The sequence below is a fragment of the Leifsonia sp. A12D58 genome (assembly GCF_047530025.1).
GTDB lineage: Bacteria > Actinomycetota > Actinomycetes > Actinomycetales > Microbacteriaceae > Cryobacterium.
This window is the reverse complement of record NZ_JBLJAT010000002.1, coordinates 531,516-549,595: the sequence shown is the minus strand read 5'-3', so window position 1 is coordinate 549,595 and position 18,080 is coordinate 531,516. Positions and strand designations below refer to the sequence as shown.

Here is an 18,080-nt window from a genome sequence, read left to right as displayed (position 1 = left end):
TGTTTCGGCGGCTATAGCGAGAGGGAAACGCCCGGTTACATTCCGAACCCGGAAGCTAAGACTCTCAGCGCCGATGGTACTGCAGGGGAGACCCTGTGGGAGAGTAGGACACCGCCGGACTTAACTTAGAAAAACGTGAAATGGCCACCCTACGGGTGGCCATTTTGCGTTAAGCCGTACGCTAGAAGAGCAACACAGTACGGCACAACAAATTACACAGGAGATACAGTGAGCCCTTCAGGATCCAATGGCAACGACCCACGCGGCGGCAGCCGGGATGAACGCTCGTCCGGCGCAGGCCGGGACGACCGTTCGAGGGGCGCACAGGGCGGCGCAGGTCGCTCCGGCGGTGCTCCGTACCGCGGTAACTCCGATCGTCCGGCCCGTGATGGTGAGCGTGCTCCGTACCGTGGCAACTCGGATCGTCCGTCCGGTGATCGTGCTCCGTACCGTGGCAACTCGGACCGTCCGGCCCGTGATGGTGAGCGTCCCGCGTACCGTGGCAATTCAGACCGCACCAGCGCTCCGCGCGATGGTGAGCGCAAGCCGTGGGCCAAGGATGGGGAGCGTGCCGCGTACCGTGGTAACTCAGATCGTCCTTCGGGCGACCGTGCTCCGTACCGTGGCAACTCTGACCGCACCAGCGCGCCGCGCGATGGTGAGCGTGCCCCGTACCGTGGTAACTCCGACCGCACCAGCGCTCCGCGCGATGGTGAGCGCAAGCCCTGGGCCAAGGATGGCGAGCGTGCTCCGTACCGTGGCAACTCTGACCGCACCAGCGCGCCGCGCGATGGTGAGCGTGCCCCGTACCGTGGTAACTCCGACCGCAGCAGCGCTCCGCGCGATGGTGAGCGCAAGCCGTGGGCCAAGGATGGGGAGCGTGCTCCGTACCGTGGCAACTCCGATCGTCCGTCCGGAGACCGTGCCCCGTACCGTGGCAACTCTGACCGTCCGGCGCGAGATGGCGAACGTCCCGCCTACCGTGGTAACTCGGACCGCCCGAACTCTGACCGCAGCAGTGCACCGCGTTCCGGCGCTCCGCGCGATGGTGAGCGCAAGCCCTGGGACAAGGATGGCGACCGCAAGGAGCACTCCTCGTACCGTGGTGGCGCAGGCCGCCCGAGCCGCGATGGTGAGCGCAAGCCCTGGGACAAGGAGAACGTCCGTTCAGACCGTCCGCGTCGTGACTCAGCCGGTGGCGATGGTGATCGCAAGCTCTGGACCCGCGACGGCGCTCCAGCTCGCAACGACCGCGAGGCGCGCGACGCTCAGTACCAGGAGGAAATGAGCGACGAACAGCGGATGCAGTACGAACTGCGCCCGGTGCGTTCGCGTCACGACGACCCGCTGCTTCCCGACGACGTGTCCGACAAGGACCTCGACCGGATCGCTCGTAACGAGCTGAAGACGCTGACCAAGGACAACGCTGAGTTCGTCGCCAAGCACCTGGCGATGGCCGCCCGCCTGATCGAGACGGATCCCGAAGAAGCGCACAGGCACGCGACATCCGCTGCCCGTCGTGCAGGTCGCATCGCTGTCGTGCGCGAGAGCCTGGCGATCACCGCATATTCTGTCGGCGACTTCGCGCTTGCGTTGCGTGAATTGCGCACCTACCGCCGCATCTCGGGCTCCAACGACCAGCTTGCTCTGATGGTTGACAGCGAACGCGGCGTCGGTCGTCCCGACCGCGCTCTCGAGCTCGGCCGTTCGGTTGAGCGTTCGTCACTGCCGCCTGCAGTGCAGGTGTCGCTAGCTATTGCGATGTCAGGTGCACGTCTCGACCTGAACCAGCCTGAAGAGGCGCTGCTCGAGCTCGAGATCCCGCAGCTCGACGCGAGCAAGGCATTCTCGTACAGCCCTGAGCTCTTCATGGCGTACGCAGAGGTTCTGGAAGAACTCGGCCGTACAGACGAAGCCGAGAAGTGGCACATGCTTGCTGCTCGTGCAGACGCCGCGCTCAACCAGACCGACGACGACGAGACCATCGAGATCATCGAAGAAGAGGGCGACGATGACGAAATCGCCCTGCTGCTGACCGATGAGGATGCTGACGACGAATCTGAGGCGGTTGACGCTGAATCCGTCGGCGATGAAGAAGCAGAAGCAGAAGCAGAAGCAGATACTCAGGACTCGACCGACGACGTAGCGCAGGACGCAGCAGCGGATGCAGATGAGGAGAAGGATGCTCGGGCTGGGCAAGAAGATTAGTACTCGTACGCCGCTTGACGGCATTGACACAGTTCTGGCAGACCTCGACGGCGTCGTGTACGCCGGTCCGTCGGCCATCCCGTTTGCTGTCGAGAGCCTCAATCGCGCGGCCGAGAGCATGCGTGTCGGGTACATCACCAACAATGCGTCACGGACCGATCAGTCGGTTGCCGATCACCTCACTGAGCTCGGACTGACTGTAGCTGCCAGTGATGTGGTGACGTCGCCCCAGGCCGCCGTGCGCCTGCTTGCTGAGCAGGCACCGGCCGGCTCGACGATCCTGGTCGTCGGTGGCGAGGGTCTGGTCACCGAGGTGGAGAAGGCGGGCTTTGTTGTCACGCGCTCCGCTGAGGACAAGCCGGCCGCCGTCATCCAGGGCTTCTCGCCCGAGGTGGGATGGGCGCACCTGGCCGAGGCATCGTTTGCGCTGCACAGTGAGGTCGAGGGCGGTGGCATCCCGTGGATCGCCACCAACACCGACTGGACTATTCCGGTGGCCAGGGGCATCGCTCCCGGCAACGGGACGCTCGTGTCTGCTGTGCACACGGCAGTCGGCCGCCTGCCGATCGTTGCGGGCAAGCCGGAGGTTGCCATCTTCGAAGAAGCGCTCAAACGCTTCGAGACCACGAGCCCGCTGTTCATCGGCGACCGCCTCGATACCGACATCCTCGGCGCCAATCGCGCCGGGCTGCCGTCGGTGCTGGTGCTGACCGGTATCGATAAGGCCAAGCATGTGCTGGCCGCCGATGCGAAGTCGCGTCCGACGTTCCTCCTGTCCGACCTACGCGAACTGCACGAGACGTATCCAGAGACGGTGTTCTCCAAGGACAAGACGACTGCAACGGTCGCCGGTGCTCGCGTCTCAATCAAGGGAAACGACGTTCAGATCGATGCTGAAGGCGACGGCGGGATCAACCTGTTGCGCGCCGCGTGCGCAGTGATCTGGGCATCGGGCCGCCCCATCTATGGACTGAACGTTCCCGAACGACTCAGTCTCTGGCGGTAGCCTAGGGCTTGTGACTTCAACTGATGCCTCCACCGATGACCAGGACGGCGTGCTGTCTCAACTGAGTGTCATCGAGGCTCAGCCGCTTGAGGATCGTGCAGCTGCGTACGCGCAGCTGCACGATCAGCTGCAGGCCACGCTCGAAGGCTCGGATGTTCCACGGTCGGTCGACGCGTGAGTGACAGTTCAGACGCCCAGACTCCCGCAGCAAACCCCATGGATTCAGTGAACTCACCAAACGCAAACCCAGCCGACTCGAGCAATTCTGCCGACTCGAATGACTCGAGCAATCCTGCCGATGCAGGGCAGCCGGACGCCGCTGAAGACACGGCGCCAGAGCGCCCGCGCAGTCAGCGCCTCGATGCGGCACTGGCCAGCAGTGGATTGGCCAGGTCACGCACCGTCGCGGCCAAGCTGATCGCCGATGGACTGGTGACAGTCGACGGCAATCCCGTCGTCAAGGCCTCGTTCATTGTCAAAGACGGACAGATGCTCCACGTGGCAGCTACGGATCACTATGTGAGCCGGGGCGCGCACAAACTTGTTGCCGCGCTCGACGCATTCGGCGTTCCTGTAGCCGGCCGCACGGTGCTCGACGCCGGCGCCTCGACGGGCGGGTTCAGCCAGGTGCTGCTCGAACGCGGTGCAGAGATGGTCATCGCCGTTGACGTGGGACACGGCCAGCTTGCGCCGTCGCTCGCTCGTGAACCGCGTCTCGTGCTTGTCGAAGGGTTCAACCTTCGTTACGCGACCCCGGAGACCATTGCGGGCGCATCCGGTATCCAGACCAGGCCAGACCTGGTCGTCGGTGACCTCTCGTTCATCTCCTTGACCACTGTGCTGCCTGCCCTGGTGGCTACGGCAGTTGACGGCGCCGACTTCGTGCTGTTGATCAAGCCGCAGTTCGAGGTGGGCAAGGAGAGCATCCGCGAAGGCATCGTTCACAACCCGGCACTGCGCTCCGAAGCAATTGCGAATGTGTTGTGGGCAGCGTGGGATCTCGGCCTGCAAACCAACGGTCTCATCGAGTCGCCCATCGCCGGCGGCGCAGGAAACCACGAATATCTGTGCTGGTTGACCAGCACATCGGGCAGCAATCCGACAGAATGGCTTGACCGCATAAAAGCACTTGTAGGAGCGTGAAACGATGACAGCAACGCCACGCGCGATTCTCGTCGTCGCCCACACGGGTCGCGCTGATTCACTCGAGGCAGCAGTCACTGTCTGTGAGCAGCTCATTGCTGCCGGAGCAACGCCGGTGCTGGCGGCCGACGAGCGCGATGACCTACTGCGGTTCAATCCAGACCTGGCCGATTCGCTGGCCACCCTTAGCGCCACGCCCGACGAAGGAATCGCCGCGAGCGAAGTCGAACTGGCGATCATACTCGGGGGAGACGGCACCATCCTGCGCGCAGCTGAGCTAGTGCGCGGCTCCAGCGTTCCGCTGCTCGGCGTGAACCTCGGCCACGTGGGCTTTTTGGCCGAAAGCGAACGCGACGACCTCGGCGATGCAGTGCGCCGGGTGCTCGCCCGCGACTATCTCGTCGAAGAACGCATGACAATTTCGGTACGGGTCAAAATCGACAACGAAGTCGTTTACGAGACCTGGGCCCTGAACGAAGCGACAGTCGAAAAGGCAAGCCGAGAGCGGATGCTCGAAGTCGTGATCGAGGTCGATGGCCGCCCGCTCTCGTCGTTCGGCTGCGACGGCGTCGTCATGTCGACGCCGACCGGCTCGACCGCATACTCGTTCTCTGCCGGCGGCCCCGTCGTCTGGCCGAGCCTGGACGCCATGCTGCTCGTGCCTCTCAGCGCTCATGCGCTGTTCGCTCGTCCGCTGGTCGTCGGCCCCGATTCGTCGCTGGCCGTCGAGGTACTCAACCGCAACGACGGCACCGCAATCCTGTGGGCAGACGGACGTCGCGCCTATGAGCTTCCCAGGGGAGCCCGCGTCATCGTGCGCCGCTCGCCGATTCCGGTGCGGCTTGCCCGACTGCACAGCGGCCCGTTCACCGACCGTCTGGTCAATAAGTTCGATCTGCCGGTTACCGGCTGGAGGGGGCCCGTTGGCCGTGAGTGAACTGCATGATTGAGGAACTCACCATCAGGGACCTCGGTGTCATCGCCGAAGCTACCCTGCCGCTCGGCCCCGGCTTCACCGCTGTCACTGGCGAGACCGGTGCCGGAAAGACGATGGTTGTCACCGCGCTCGGCTTGCTGCTCGGTGAACGAGCGGATGCCGGTCGCGTGCGCCAGGGACAGGCGCAGAGCTGGGTTGAAGGCCGCTGGATCGTCGATCCCGACGGCCCCGTCGCCGAGCGTGTGCGCGATGCAGGGGGAGACCTCGACGGACCAGAGCTGATCCTCGGGCGATCCGTATCGGTCGAAGGCCGCAGCCGGGCCATCGTCGGCGGACGCAGCGCGCCAGCCAGCGTGCTCGGTGACCTCGGAGCAGAACTCGTCGTGGTGCACGGGCAGTCAGACCAGATCCGGTTGCGCTCCCAGACCGCACAGCGCGATGCCCTCGATCGCTTTGCCGGACCGAAGCTCGCCGCAGCACTCACCGATTACCAGCACGCGCACAAGCGTTGGCTGGCCAACCAGACCGAACTTGAACGCCTCATCCTCGAGCGCGACCAGCGGGCAGCGGAGGCCGAAGGCTTGCGCGTCGCGATCGCTGAGGTGGAGACCATCGCCCCGCAGATCGGTGAAGACACCGAGCTCGCCGAGCGCGCCGAACGACTGGGCAACCTCGAAGAGCTGCGGGTAGCTGCGGCACAGACCAGGCAGCTGCTGTCTGCAGAAGACAACCCAGACGACATCCCGGATGCCACTGCCCTGCTCGATTCGGCCAGGCGTCAGCTTGAGCGAGCGGCCGGTCATGACGCGCAGCTGCCGCCGATTGTCGACGCGATCGCCAACGCCGGCTTCCTCATCGCCGACATCGCAGCCGAGTTGTCGAGCTACCTGGCCGGCCTCGACGCCGATGGTGCACGCGAACTTGAAATCGTTCAGGAGCGACGCGCTGAGCTCAGTGCGCTGGCCCGCAAGTACGCTGGCGGGCTCGACGAAGCCATCGAATTCCTCGACACCGGCAGCGCCCGACTCGTCGAACTCGACGGTGATTCAGACCGTATCGATCAGCTGACCGCGGAGACGGCATCCGACTTCGTGATCGTCGAGAAGCTCGCCGAGAAGATCACCAAGCTGCGCACGCAGGCCGCTGCAGCCCTTGGTAAGGCCGTGACCACCGAACTCGCGGCGCTGGCGATGCCAGACGCCTCGCTCATCGTGCTGATCGAGACCCATGACGAATTCACGACAACCGGGCGAGACAGCGTCAAGATCCTGCTGCAGCCCCATGCCGGTGCCGAACCGCGCGCACTGGCGCGTGGGGCATCCGGTGGTGAGCTCTCGCGCGTCATGCTGGCGATCGAGGTCGTCATCAACGCGACAGACCCGGTGCCGACATTCGTCTTCGATGAGGTAGATGCCGGAGTCGGCGGTGCAGCCGCGATCGAGATCGGACGGCGCCTGGCCAAGCTCGCTGAGACCGCCCAGGTCATCGTCGTCACCCACCTGGCTCAGGTTGCGGCATTCGCTGGCAATCACCTGAGCGTCGTAAAAGACAGTGATGGTGCAGTCACGGCCAGCAGCGTCCGCCAATTGAAAGGCGAGGAGCGTGCTGCAGAGATGGCGCGTCTGCTTTCGGGACTGCCCGATTCGGCGAGCGGGCTCGAACATGCTCGCGAACTGATCTCCCTCGCCCACTCGAACTGATAGGATTGAAGCCCGTGGTGAACATTTCTAACGCGGACAACTCAGACGGCATTACCAAGCACATTTTTGTGACCGGTGGTGTCGTTTCTTCATTGGGCAAAGGCCTGACGGCGGCAAGCCTCGGCAATCTTCTGACGGCTCGCGGACTCCGTGTCGTCATGCAGAAGCTTGACCCCTATCTCAACGTCGACCCGGGAACGATGAACCCGTTCCAGCACGGTGAAGTCTTCGTGACTGACGACGGCGCTGAGACCGACCTCGACATCGGCCACTACGAGCGTTTTCTCAACATCAACCTCAACCAGGCGGCGAACGTCACCACTGGTCAGATCTACTCGCAGGTCATCGCCAAGGAACGTCGCGGCGAGTACCTCGGTGACACCGTGCAGGTCATCCCGCACATCACCGACGAGATCAAGCGACGCATGCGCCTGCAGGCCAGTGATGAACCGCGCCCTGACGTCATCATCACCGAGGTCGGCGGCACCGTCGGCGACATCGAGTCACAGCCGTTCATCGAAGCCGCACGTCAGGTGCGCCACGAGCTCGGACGCAAGAACGTGTTCTTCGTGCACGTGTCCCTGGTGCCGTTCATGAACGCATCCGGTGAGCAGAAGACCAAGCCGACGCAGCACTCGGTTGCAGCACTTCGCTCGCTCGGTATCCAGCCAGACGCACTGGTGCTCCGCAGCGACCGCCCCGTCTCCGACTCAAACAAGCGCAAGATCGCGCTGATGTGCGACGTCGAAGAGTCGGCCGTCGTCAACTGTGTCGACCTGCCGTCGATCTACGACATCCCGAGCACACTGCACGAGCAGGGCCTCGACGCCTACATCATCGAAACCCTCGGCCTGGTGGCAGACGACGTTGACTGGGCCGGCTGGCAGCCAGTGCTCGACGCCGTGCACGACCCCAAGTTCGAGGTCAACATCGGACTTGTCGGCAAGTACATCGACCTGCCTGACGCCTACCTCTCGGTCACCGAAGCGCTGCGTGCCGGTGGGTTCGCCCACCAGAGCAAGGTCAAGATCCACTGGATTCCCTCTGACGAGTGCGAGACCGAGGAAGGCGCTGCACGTATGCTCGCCGAGCTCGACGGCATCTGCGTTCCCGGTGGCTTTGGCGTACGCGGCATCGAAGGCAAGCTCGGCGCACTGCGGTTCGCCCGCGAAAACGGCATCCCGACGCTCGGCCTGTGCCTCGGCCTGCAGTGCATGGTCATCGAGTACGCCCGCAACAAGGCTGGACTGCCCGGCGCTTCGTCGACCGAGTTCGACGAAGACACCGAGTTCCCCGTCATCGCGACGATGGAAGAACAGGTCGAGATCATTGCAGGCGGCGACCTGGGCGGCACCATGCGCCTCGGTCTCTACCCGGCAGCCCTCGCATCCGGTTCGCTCGTGTCTGAGCTCTACGGCGCTCCTGAGGCATCAGAGCGTCACCGTCACCGCTACGAGGTCAGCAACCGCTACCGCGACCAGATCGCCGAAGCCGGCCTGTGGTTCTCTGGAACCTCGCCTGACGGCCAGCTTGTCGAGTACGTCGAGCTGACACGCGACCAGCACCCGTTCTACGTCGGAACCCAGGCTCACCCCGAGCTGCGCTCGCGTCCGAACGACGCGAACCCGCTGTTCCGCGGCCTCGTGGGTGCAGCCCTCGACCGCCAGCAGGCCAGCCGCCTGTTCGAAGTCAAGGCAGATGCTTAACAGTTCTGAACCAGTGATCGCGCTGGACTCACTCGAGGACGAACCGTCGTTCGCCCCGGTGGAGTCCAGCGCGGTTGCGTTTGCAGGCAAGGTCTGGGATGTCCGTCGTGACACCTTCGACTTCAACGGTGAACCGATCGTGCGCGAGTACGTCGATCACACCGGCGCTGTGGCGATCCTGGCCATCGACGAGAACGATCGGGTGCTGCTGATCAAGCAGTACCGGCATCCGGTGCGGGCACGCGAATGGGAGATCCCGGCCGGCCTGCTCGACATCTCGGGCGAACATCCGCTTGTGGCAGCCCAGCGTGAGCTCGCTGAAGAAGCCGACCTCGTCGCGTCCGACTGGAACGTGTTGTCGGAGTTCTACACGTCGCCCGGTGGCAGCACCGAGGCCATCCGCATCTATGTGGCCCGTGGTCTCAGCGCCACCGCAGAGGCATTCGCACGCGAAGCCGAGGAAGCTGACATGGAGTGGCGGTGGGTGCCACTCGACGATTGTGTGGATGCAGTACTCGCGCGTCGGGTGCAGAATCCGTCGCTCGTACTGGCCGTGATGACTGCGCATGCTTCGCGGGCTCGTGGCTGGTCGACGCTGGGGGCGGCTGAGCAGCCGTGGCCGAGGCATCCCGGTACGTGGTCTGACTCGTCATACAGGTCGGCTGGGGCTAGTGCTGCGTCCGGTGAGGCTACGTCGGAGCCTGGTGTCGCTGAGCCTGGTACTGCTGAACGTTCATGAAGCTTGAGACGGCCGTTGATTCGTACCTGCGGCACGTCGCTGTTGAGCGGGGCCTGTCGAAGAACACCGTTGCGGCGTACCGTCGCGACCTGGTGATCTACGCGGGCTGGCTCGTCGAGCACGAGCTTGACGAGCCGACAGCGATCACCTCCAATCACGTGTCGGAATTCGTGCAGTATCTCGGCACTAGGGAGGAGTCGCCGCTGACGGCATCCTCGATCGCTCGGGTGCTCTCGACGGTGCGCGGCCTGCACAAGTTTTTGCTTGAGGAGTCGCTGGTTGAGACGGATGTCGCCCGCGACAACCGGCCGCCGAAGCTCGCGTCCCGGCTGCCCAAGGCGATCAGCGTTGAGCAGATCGGTGTGCTGCTGGCAGCAACGGATGGCGAGGATCCACAGCAGCTGCGCGACAAGGCACTGCTCGAGCTGCTCTATGCCACCGGTGCGCGCGTATCTGAGGTCGTGAATCTCAACGTTGACGACGTCATCGAAGACGACATCGTGCGGCTGACGGGCAAGGGCGACAAGCAGCGCATCGTTCCTGTTGGTAGTTATGCCAGGGCGGCGATCGATGCCTATCTGGTGCGTGCGCGGCCGATCTACTCGGTGCGCGGCAAATCGACGCCTGCACTGTTTCTCGGTGCACGGGGCCAGCGGGTCAGCCGTCAAAACGCGTGGCTGATTATCAAGGCTGCCGCCGACCGTGCCGGACTTGAGGTCGAGGTGTCGCCACACACGCTGCGCCACTCATTCGCGACGCACCTGCTCGCCGGGGGAGCGGATGTGCGCGTCGTGCAGGAGCTGCTCGGCCACTCGTCGGTCGCCACCACGCAGATCTACACCCTCGTCACCGCTGACACCCTGCGCGATATGTATACGACGGCGCACCCGAGGGCGCGTTAGTAGAGTTGAAGCCCTGAGGTCTGGCAGTGTGGATCTCAGCGACGAGAGAGAAGCGGAGGCACGGTGAAAGCTCCGACTGTCTACGACGTCGCGCAACATGCCGGTGTCTCGATCGCGACGGTCTCCCGCGTCTTCCAGCGCCCCGGCGATGTGCGGGATGCAACACGAACGAAGGTGCTGGCCTCTGTGCGAGAGCTTGGCTATGTACCAAGCGCCAGCGCCCGAGGTTTGGCCGCGAAGCGCACCGGGGTCATCGGCCTCTTCTTTCCCGGGTTCGACGCTGCCGAAAACTTGAATGATCCCGAGTGGGGATCCCCTGAAGCAGTTCACGTGGTGCGCGACATTCCAGACCGCGGTGATCCGAGGCCGCTCGACCTTTACTTCGATGAAGTACTACGCGGCGCCGAACTTGAGGCCTGGCGACGCGGGCTTGTGCTGATGATGGGCGTTGGGCGTGGATCAGACCCCGACATGATCGCCAGGGACATGGCCGGCAGGGTCGACGGCCTCGTTGTCCTTGCCCGCAGCGTTTCTGACGAAGTGTTGGAGCACATTTCGAAACGCATCCCAGTTGTCTTGCTTGCCGGGCCGCGAAGCGGCGACGAGTTCGATCACGTCTCTGTGGCCAACGCCGAAGGGATGCGTGCACTCACCGCGCACGTGATCGGTGATCGTGGGGTGCTCGACCCGGTCTATGTCGCAGGGCCGGAAGAGTCTCCTGACGATGCAGAGCGTTACACGGGCTACCTGCAGGCGCTCGAGGATTCGGGTATCGACCCGGCCAGCGTTCCGTTGTTGCGCGCAGATTTTCAGCGGGATGACGCCCGCGCTCTCGGCGAGCGATTGATTGCCGAGGGAGCGTTGCCTGGCGCCTTGATCTGCGGCAATGACCAGATGGCGCTTGGAATCCTTGACGCCTTCAAAGCAGGGGGAGTGAACGTTCCTTACGACGTGCTCGTTACCGGCTTTGATGGCATCGATGCCGGCAGGCTGAGCGAGCCCCGGCTCACCACCGTGCGGCAGCCCATGACAGACCTCGGGCGGGTTGCGGTCCATCTGATGGCCGATCGGCTCGAGCACCCTGACCGCCTGCCCGAATCGGTGCGGCTGCCGGTCACTGTATTGCTGCGCGAAAGCACTGAGGTCTAAATCGGTCTCGTCTGGGGCCGCCGCGAGTTTGCGCTGCGTTCTTGCAATGCAAAATGTATGCGCATACAGTAGGTAACGAGTTCGCTGCTTTGAGGCCTCACGCCCCGAATTCAGCGACATGCGGCGTGCATCGCAAAGTTGCGATGCAGGATTCGCCGGACAGCAAGGTTAGGAATCAACGTGTCGGAGACGCACCTCCCCTCCTCCTCCCGCAGGGCTCTTGGCGCAGGCCGCAAACGACGGATGCTTGCCATCGTCGCAGCGTCGCTTGCGGTAGTTCTCAGCGGGTGCAGCATCCAAATCAAGAGCGAACCCGATCCATCGATTCCCCAGGACACGATGCTTCTCGCCGCAGACAAAGGCAATCCGCTTTTTGAGCGGATCTTCAATCCGAACCTGATCAACAAGCGCACAGCCTCGAGCTACATCTATGAGCCGCTGACAGTCACCAACGTGCTTGACGGCTCGCAGACGCCGTGGTTGGCCGAAGCCGTGACGCTTCCCGATGCGCACACCGTCGACTACACGATTCGGGATGGCGTGACCTGGTCGGATGGCAAGAAGTTCACTCCAGCCGACGTCGTCTTCACCTTCAACCTGCTCAAGGAATTTCCGACCCTGGACATGAAGGGCATCTGGCAGCACATCGATCGGCTCGAAGTTGCCGGGCAGCACGTCATCGTGCATCTCACCGACGACGACTCGACGGCATCCGCCATCATTTCGCAAACGATGATCCTCCCTGAGCACATCTGGAAAGACATCGACGCACCTGACATGTACCGAGATGAGGACCCGATCGGTACAGGGCCGTACACGCTCGGCAACTTCACGTCGCAGCAGTACACGATGGACAAGAACGAGAACTACTGGCAGGCAGACGCGGTAGAGATCAAGCATCTTGTGCTGCCGTCGGCGACCGGCGAACTTGACTTGGTCACCAAGGGCTTCGACTGGGCGTACTCCTATATGAGCAACGTCGAAGGTACCTGGCTGGCGGGCAACGAGAACAACAAGTACTGGTTTCCGCCGGGAGGCGTGATCAGCCTGGTACCCAACCTCGACAAGGCACCGTTCGACAACATCGATCTGCGCCGGGGTATCGCCCTGGCCCTTGACCGCGACAGAATCGCCGCCGCCGCCACCGAGGAATACATGACGGCTGCCGGGCAAACCGGGTTGATGCTGCCCAACCAGCAGGCCCAACTTGATCCCAGCATCCCCAATGACGGAATCATCACTCAGGACGTCGACGCGGCAATTGAAGCCTTCGCTGCCGCCGGCTACACGCGGTCGGGTGACGCGATGGTCGATAGCTCCGGCACGCAGTTGTCGTTCTCCATCACCACGGCCAACGGGTATGCCGATTGGCTGCGCGCGGTACAGGAAGTGCGCAAGCAACTGGGTGCCATCGGCATCGAAGTCACAATCAAGGCTCCCCAGCCGGCCGGCTACCAGCTGGCCATTGCAAACGGTGACTTCGAGATGGCGATGGGCGGCATGGGTGGCGGCAACCTCTTCCAGGGGTACAACAGCCTGCTCTCCAGCGAGTTCTATCAGGAAAACGGTACGCAGACGACAAGCAACTACCAGCGCTTCTCAAGTCCAGAGGTCGATTCGATCCTGGCCGCGTACAAGAAGACGACCGATGTCGGCGAGCAGACGCAACTCAACTATCGGTTGCAGCGGATCGTCTATGACGAACTGCCAGTCATCGGTCTCTATTACGGCGGACTCTGGGGGCTATACAACACCGGCAAGTTCACCGGATGGCCATCGGCCGACGACCCGTATGCGCCACCGCAGACGTATGACTCCAGCACCCTGCTGATCCTGACCCGCCTCAAACTAGCCGAGAACGGAGCGAACTGACCGTGACTTATCTTCGTCGAAAACTCGGCTTCTTCGTCTTGACCCTGTGGGCGGCCATCAGCCTCAACTTCATGCTCCCTCGGCTGATGCCCGGCTCGCCCGCGGACGCGGCCATCGCGAAACTGTCGCAGAACGGACCAGTCTCCGAGGCGACGCGCACGGCGATCGAAGCTCAGCTGGGAACTCCGCAAGGAAATGTCTTTGAACAGTACTTCGCCTATCTGCACCAGGTGCTCACGCTTGATTTCGGCGTCTCGTACACCTTCTATCCTCAGTCGGTCTCCGAGCTCATCGCGCAAGCCTTCCCGTACACGCTCGTTCTGGTCGGAACCGTCACCGTCGTCGCGTTCATCGTCGGCACCCTGATCGGTGTGCTTGCGGCGTGGAAGCGCAACACCTGGATGGACTCTCTGCCCACCCTCGTGGGGAGTTTCGCCAGCACCTTCCCGTACTTCTGGACGGCGCTGTTGCTGCTGTTCTTCTTCGGCTACGTGATGCGCGTGTTCCCGACATCGGGTGCCTATGGACCGACGGCGTCTCCCGAAATGACCGGCGCCTTCTTCGTTGACGTGCTCTACCACGCACTGCTGCCGGCCCTGACAATCCTGATTACGTCGCTCGGTGGCTGGATCCTGGGCATGCGTAACGCCATGATCAACACCCTCGGTGACGACTACGTGACGTTTGCCGAAGCGAATGGGCTGAAGGGTGGCACCGTCGCAGTGCGCTACGCCGCACGCAACGCCATCCTGCCGAACCTGACGGGCTTCGGCCTGGCGCTTGGAGGGGTCGTTGGTGGTTCGGTGCTTGTCGAGCAGGTCTTCGGCTATCCCGGCATCGGCTATCTGCTCTTCAACGCCGTCATCGGCCAGGACTACCCGTTGATGCAGGCACTCTTCCTGATGATCACCGTGAGCGTGCTCATCGCCAACTTCCTCGTCGACATTCTGTACGGCGTGCTGGACCCAAGGACTCGCCGATGACCACCATGCAGCCTGACGTAGTGCCAAGCACCGGCACACTCGCCCGCCCACACCGTTTCGCTTTTCTGGGACGTGTCGCAGTCACCCTCTGGTCGAACTGGAAGTCCCGTCTGGGGCTGATCATGCTGGCCGCGTTCGTGCTTGTCGCCATTTTCGCGCCATGGCTTGCGCCGTATGGTGCATCGCAGGACGGTTTTCCCCGCAACGCAGATGCGAGTCCCGAGCACTGGTTCGGCACAACTGCAGCGGGGGAGGACGTGCTCAGCCAACTCATCTACGGGTCCCAAATCAGTGTGGCCGTTGGATTCATCGCCGGCACCCTGTCGACCCTGGTGGCCGTCGCCATCGGCCTGAGCTGGGGGTACATCCGCGGCTTCGGCGCCGATGTCATCGACTTCATCGTCAACCTGTTTCTCGTCGTACCTGGCCTGCCGCTGATGATCGTGATCGCCGCCTACCTGCAAAACGGCGGCCTCTCAATGATCATCGCCGTGATCGTGATCACCGGCTGGGCGTGGGGCGCCCGAGTGCTGCGCAGTCAGACCCAAACACTGCGCACCCGCGACTTCGTGACGGCCGCACGGTTCTCTGGCGATAGCTCGTGGCGCATCGTCTTCCACGAAATCCTCCCGAACATGACCTCGCTGATCACCGGTGGCTTCTTCGGCGCCGCGACGGCCGCCATCCTCGGTGAGGCCGGCCTTGAATTCTTGGGACTCGGTGACTCAAGCATCGTCAGCTGGGGAACGATCCTCTACTGGGCGCAGAACTCCAACGCTCTGCTCACCGGCCAATGGATTCTGCTCTTTGCCCCCGGACTGTGCATCGCGCTGCTGGCTATGAGCATGACCTTGATCAATTTCGGCGTTGATTCGATCAGCAATCCGCGCCTCCGTGAAGGGAAGTCATGATGACCATCACCCCGACTATCGAACCTGTCGGCCCCGCCGGAGACGCCGCACGCGGTAACGACGCCCGGCAGCCGCTCCTTGACGTACAGAACCTCTCTGTGGTTTATCAGGCCGCCGGATCGGAGGGCGTTCCCGCAGTGCAGGATGTCTCATTCACCGTGCAACGCGGCGAATTCATCGGCCTCGTCGGCGAGTCAGGTTCAGGTAAATCGACTCTGGGTTTTGCCCTCACCCGACTTCTGAAATCCCCGGCAATCGTGAGCGGTGGCACCATTTTGTTCGGCGGGCACGACATCCAGGAACTGGATGCGGAGAGCCTGCGTCGCCAGCGCCAGGGCGGGTTTGCGATGGTGCTGCAGTCTGGCATGAACGCGTTGAACCCGGTTCGCAGCATCCGTCACCACTTCACTGACATCTTTCGGGCACATGGTCACGTGAAGCGTGAGCAGTGGGATGCCCGTCAGGTTGAGCTGATGGAGAAGGTCGGTCTCACGGCTGACGTGCTCAGCAGCTATCCGAGCCAGCTCTCTGGCGGTATGCGCCAACGTGTGTCCATTGCACTGGCACTCTCGTTGGAGCCACAGCTGATGGTCTTCGACGAGCCGACGACTGCACTCGACGTCTTGGTGCAGCACGAGATCATGAACACCATCACGTCGCTGCAAGAATCGGAGGGCTTCACTGCCATCCTGATCAGCCACGACCTCGGCGTCGTGCTTGAAGCCACCAGTCGCGTGCTTGTCATGCATGAGGGCAGGATTGTCGAGGATGCCTCTAGTCAGGACGTGCTCGAACGACCGCAGGACGACTACACCCGCATGCTGCTCAGCCACTATGCAGACCCGCGCGCCGAGGTTGTGGAGGTGCCGGGGTTCCGTCGCCGAAGCGATTTCGATGCTGCGCCCGCAAGCGGACCGCTTGCCTGGTCTGGTGCATCGACGCCAGGCCCGACGACGAGCTCGTTCGCGGCGCGCGCCGAGGCCGGCAGTCGAGCACGGGCGGGCAAGGCGGCAGCATCCGCCATCGTGGTCGACGGTGTGTTCAAGACCTATCCGGCGGCTCGTCGTGGGGAAGCTGCCGTGCAGGCGCTCAGCGACGTGTCGTTCGTGTTGGAACCCGGCCAGTCCCTCGCTCTGGTCGGCGCGTCTGGTAGCGGCAAATCAACGCTCGCGAAACTGATCACCGGCGTCGAAAAGCCCACGTCGGGCTCGGTGCACTTCGGCGACCTGGATGTGACAGGGCTGAGCACGCGTGGCCTGCGGAAACTACACACCGACGTTCAAATGGTCTTTCAGGACCCGTACGCGGCGCTCAACCCCCTGCACACCGTGGAGTACGCCCTGTCGCGGCCGGTGCACAACTTCACCGGGCTGCGCGGCGACGCTGCCCGTGCACGAGTGCATGAGCTTCTCGAGGTCGTCGGGCTCACTCCTGTCGACTGGTTTGCGGCGAAGCTACCCCATCAGCTCTCAGGCGGGCAGCGTCAGCGCGTGGTAATCGCCCGGGCGTTGGCGAGCGACCCGCAGGTGCTCATTGCCGACGAACCCGTTTCGATGCTTGACGTGTCGTTGCGCGCTGGAGTGCTGTCGCTGCTGCAGGATTTGCGCGAACAGTGGGGCCTGAGCCTGCTCTACATCACCCACGATCTACTCAGTGCGCGGCTGGTCACGGACCAGATCCTGGTGCTCAACCAGGGGCGGGTCGTTGAACGCGGCGAGACCGCCGATGTGCTCAGACACCCGCACGACGAATACACCATGAAGCTGCTCGACGCCGTGCCGAACCCGGGACGAAAAGCGAGGAGGACCTGATGCACACCATCGAACCGCACTCAAGTTTTGGCGCAGCAAGGCTCCCGCGCGGTGTCGAAGCAGTGGGCATCACCGTGCAACCCGGACTACTCACCGCCTTGCACGCGCCAGCCAACGGACCCGCGCGTGGCACGGTGCTGGTGGTACCCGGCTTCACCGGGTCAAAGGAAGACTTCACCACATTTCTGCCGCTGCTCGCCGAGCGTGGCTGGGACGCATGGGCATACAGCCAACGCGGTCAGGCCGATTCAGCTGCGCCCGCTGGTTTGCACAACTATGAGCTGGGCGCTCTCGCTGCGGATGCCGTTGAGCTCGCCGACCTGCTGCGCCGCGCGTCAGTTGATGGTGCGCCGGTACACCTCGTCGGACACAGTCTCGGGGGGATAGTGGCTACTGCCGCCGCTATCGACTCACCCTTTTCGTTCGCTAGCCTCACCGTGCTCTGCTCTGGGCCGCATGGCTGGCCAGGACGCCATCAAGACACCATAGACACCGTCACTTTTTCTGGCAGCATCGGACTCTGGAACAGGGACAACCCCCACACCATCGGCCTGCCTGACAGCGAGCTCTCTGAGCAAGAAGCCTTCATTCGTCTTCGTGCCGCGCACACCTCATCGGAGAATCTGCTTGCCGGGGCGTTGCTGTTACAACATCACGAAGACCGGGTCGACGAGCTGGCCGCCACGGGGCTGGCAGTGCTCATCGCCCACGGCGAATTCGACGACAAATGGCCCATCAGCGACCAACGCGACATGGCGGAACGGCTCGGTGCGCAGTACAGCGTGATTTCGGGCGGATTCCACTCGCCCCAGTTGGAGGCGCCGGTGGCGACGGCTGTCGCGCTCGACAGCTTCTGGGCCGGCGTACCTGAGGCCGGGCGCAACCGACCCGCAGACCAGACGCTGACCGGCAGACCCTGACCGGCACATCCTGACCCGCAGTCCCTGACTCGCAGACCCTGACCGTTGGCGGCCATGTCGCCGCGGCATCCGAACGTTAGAACGAGGAGACAC

General features: G+C 63.3%; 15 protein-coding genes and 1 rRNA gene. All 16 read left to right on the top strand.

Features of this window, described 5'->3' with window-relative positions; translation table 11 throughout:
* The first annotated feature begins 3 nt into the window (after positions 1 to 3).
* Positions 4 to 120 (top strand): 5S ribosomal RNA (gene rrf, locus ACMT3I_RS08460).
* 108 nt (positions 121 to 228) lie between these two features.
* On the top strand, positions 229 to 2,208 hold the full coding sequence (locus ACMT3I_RS08455) for a hypothetical protein (protein ID WP_414804022.1): 1,980 nt from the start codon (positions 229 to 231) through the stop codon (positions 2,206 to 2,208).
* Positions 2,183 to 3,214 (top strand): HAD-IIA family hydrolase, encoded by a 1,032-nt coding sequence (locus ACMT3I_RS08450; protein WP_414804021.1) that lies wholly within the window; start codon positions 2,183 to 2,185, stop codon positions 3,212 to 3,214. The genes ACMT3I_RS08455 and ACMT3I_RS08450 overlap by 26 nt, the downstream gene beginning before the upstream one ends.
* Positions 3,215 to 3,224: 10 nt before the next feature.
* The gene (locus tag ACMT3I_RS08445) at positions 3,225 to 3,392 is read left to right on the top strand and encodes a hypothetical protein (protein WP_414804020.1); all 168 of its coding nucleotides are present in this window, start codon (positions 3,225 to 3,227) and stop codon (positions 3,390 to 3,392) included.
* On the top strand, positions 3,389 to 4,357 hold the full coding sequence (locus ACMT3I_RS08440) for a TlyA family RNA methyltransferase (RefSeq protein WP_414804019.1): 969 nt from the start codon (positions 3,389 to 3,391) through the stop codon (positions 4,355 to 4,357). Before ACMT3I_RS08445 ends, ACMT3I_RS08440 begins: the two co-directional genes overlap by 4 nt.
* 4 nt (positions 4,358 to 4,361) lie before the next feature.
* Positions 4,362 to 5,294, top strand: coding sequence for an NAD kinase (locus ACMT3I_RS08435; RefSeq protein WP_414804018.1), 933 nt, complete (start codon positions 4,362 to 4,364; stop codon positions 5,292 to 5,294).
* A 5-nt stretch (positions 5,295 to 5,299) separates the two neighbouring features.
* Positions 5,300 to 6,994, top strand: coding sequence for a DNA repair protein RecN (recN, locus tag ACMT3I_RS08430; RefSeq protein WP_414804017.1), 1,695 nt, complete (start codon positions 5,300 to 5,302; stop codon positions 6,992 to 6,994).
* A gap of 17 nt (positions 6,995 to 7,011) precedes the next feature.
* Positions 7,012 to 8,700 carry a CTP synthase gene (locus ACMT3I_RS08425; RefSeq protein WP_414804044.1) on the top strand — a complete coding sequence of 563 codons (1,689 nt, stop codon included), beginning with the start codon at positions 7,012 to 7,014 and terminating at the stop codon, positions 8,698 to 8,700.
* Positions 8,693 to 9,439, top strand: a complete 747-nt coding sequence (locus tag ACMT3I_RS08420) for an NUDIX domain-containing protein (RefSeq protein WP_414804016.1) — start codon at positions 8,693 to 8,695, stop codon at positions 9,437 to 9,439. Before ACMT3I_RS08425 ends, ACMT3I_RS08420 begins: the two co-directional genes overlap by 8 nt.
* Positions 9,436 to 10,341, top strand: coding sequence for a site-specific tyrosine recombinase XerD (gene xerD, locus ACMT3I_RS08415; RefSeq protein ID WP_414804015.1), 906 nt, complete (start codon positions 9,436 to 9,438; stop codon positions 10,339 to 10,341). The genes ACMT3I_RS08420 and xerD overlap by 4 nt, the downstream gene beginning before the upstream one ends.
* 63 nt (positions 10,342 to 10,404) lie before the next feature.
* Positions 10,405 to 11,490 (top strand): LacI family DNA-binding transcriptional regulator, encoded by a 1,086-nt coding sequence (locus tag ACMT3I_RS08410; RefSeq protein ID WP_414804014.1) that lies wholly within the window; start codon positions 10,405 to 10,407, stop codon positions 11,488 to 11,490.
* 180 nt (positions 11,491 to 11,670) lie between these two features.
* Positions 11,671 to 13,362, top strand: coding sequence for an ABC transporter substrate-binding protein (locus ACMT3I_RS08405; protein ID WP_414804013.1), 1,692 nt, complete (start codon positions 11,671 to 11,673; stop codon positions 13,360 to 13,362).
* A 2-nt stretch (positions 13,363 to 13,364) separates the two neighbouring features.
* Complete coding sequence (locus ACMT3I_RS08400) at positions 13,365 to 14,345, top strand: ABC transporter permease (protein ID WP_414804012.1); 981 nt, start codon at positions 13,365 to 13,367, stop codon at positions 14,343 to 14,345.
* On the top strand, positions 14,342 to 15,256 hold the full coding sequence (locus ACMT3I_RS08395) for an ABC transporter permease (RefSeq protein ID WP_414804011.1): 915 nt from the start codon (positions 14,342 to 14,344) through the stop codon (positions 15,254 to 15,256). Before ACMT3I_RS08400 ends, ACMT3I_RS08395 begins: the two co-directional genes overlap by 4 nt.
* Positions 15,253 to 17,067: an ABC transporter ATP-binding protein gene (locus ACMT3I_RS08390; protein ID WP_414804010.1), complete on the top strand. Its 1,815-nt coding sequence runs from the start codon at positions 15,253 to 15,255 to the stop codon at positions 17,065 to 17,067. The genes ACMT3I_RS08395 and ACMT3I_RS08390 overlap by 4 nt, the downstream gene beginning before the upstream one ends.
* Positions 17,067 to 17,987, top strand: a complete 921-nt coding sequence (locus ACMT3I_RS08385) for an alpha/beta fold hydrolase (RefSeq protein ID WP_414804009.1) — start codon at positions 17,067 to 17,069, stop codon at positions 17,985 to 17,987. Before ACMT3I_RS08390 ends, ACMT3I_RS08385 begins: the two co-directional genes overlap by 1 nt.
* Positions 17,988 to 18,080 lie beyond the last annotated feature (93 nt).

What these genes read in the sequence shown, in the direction of transcription:
- ACMT3I_RS08450 (WP_414804021.1), top strand. Translation starts at nt 2,183, where the DNA reads ATGCTCGGGCTGGGCAAGAAGATTAGTACTCGTACGCCGCTTGACGGC.
- ACMT3I_RS08435 (WP_414804018.1), top strand. Translation starts at nt 4,362, where the DNA reads ATGACAGCAACGCCACGCGCGATTCTCGTCGTCGCCCACACGGGTCGC.
- recN (WP_414804017.1), top strand. Translation starts at nt 5,300, where the DNA reads ATGATTGAGGAACTCACCATCAGGGACCTCGGTGTCATCGCCGAAGCT.
- ACMT3I_RS08420 (WP_414804016.1), top strand. Translation starts at nt 8,693, where the DNA reads ATGCTTAACAGTTCTGAACCAGTGATCGCGCTGGACTCACTCGAGGAC.
- xerD (WP_414804015.1), top strand. Translation starts at nt 9,436, where the DNA reads ATGAAGCTTGAGACGGCCGTTGATTCGTACCTGCGGCACGTCGCTGTT.
- ACMT3I_RS08395 (WP_414804011.1), top strand. Translation starts at nt 14,342, where the DNA reads ATGACCACCATGCAGCCTGACGTAGTGCCAAGCACCGGCACACTCGCC.
- ACMT3I_RS08390 (WP_414804010.1), top strand. Translation starts at nt 15,253, where the DNA reads ATGATGACCATCACCCCGACTATCGAACCTGTCGGCCCCGCCGGAGAC.
- ACMT3I_RS08385 (WP_414804009.1), top strand. Translation starts at nt 17,067, where the DNA reads ATGCACACCATCGAACCGCACTCAAGTTTTGGCGCAGCAAGGCTCCCG.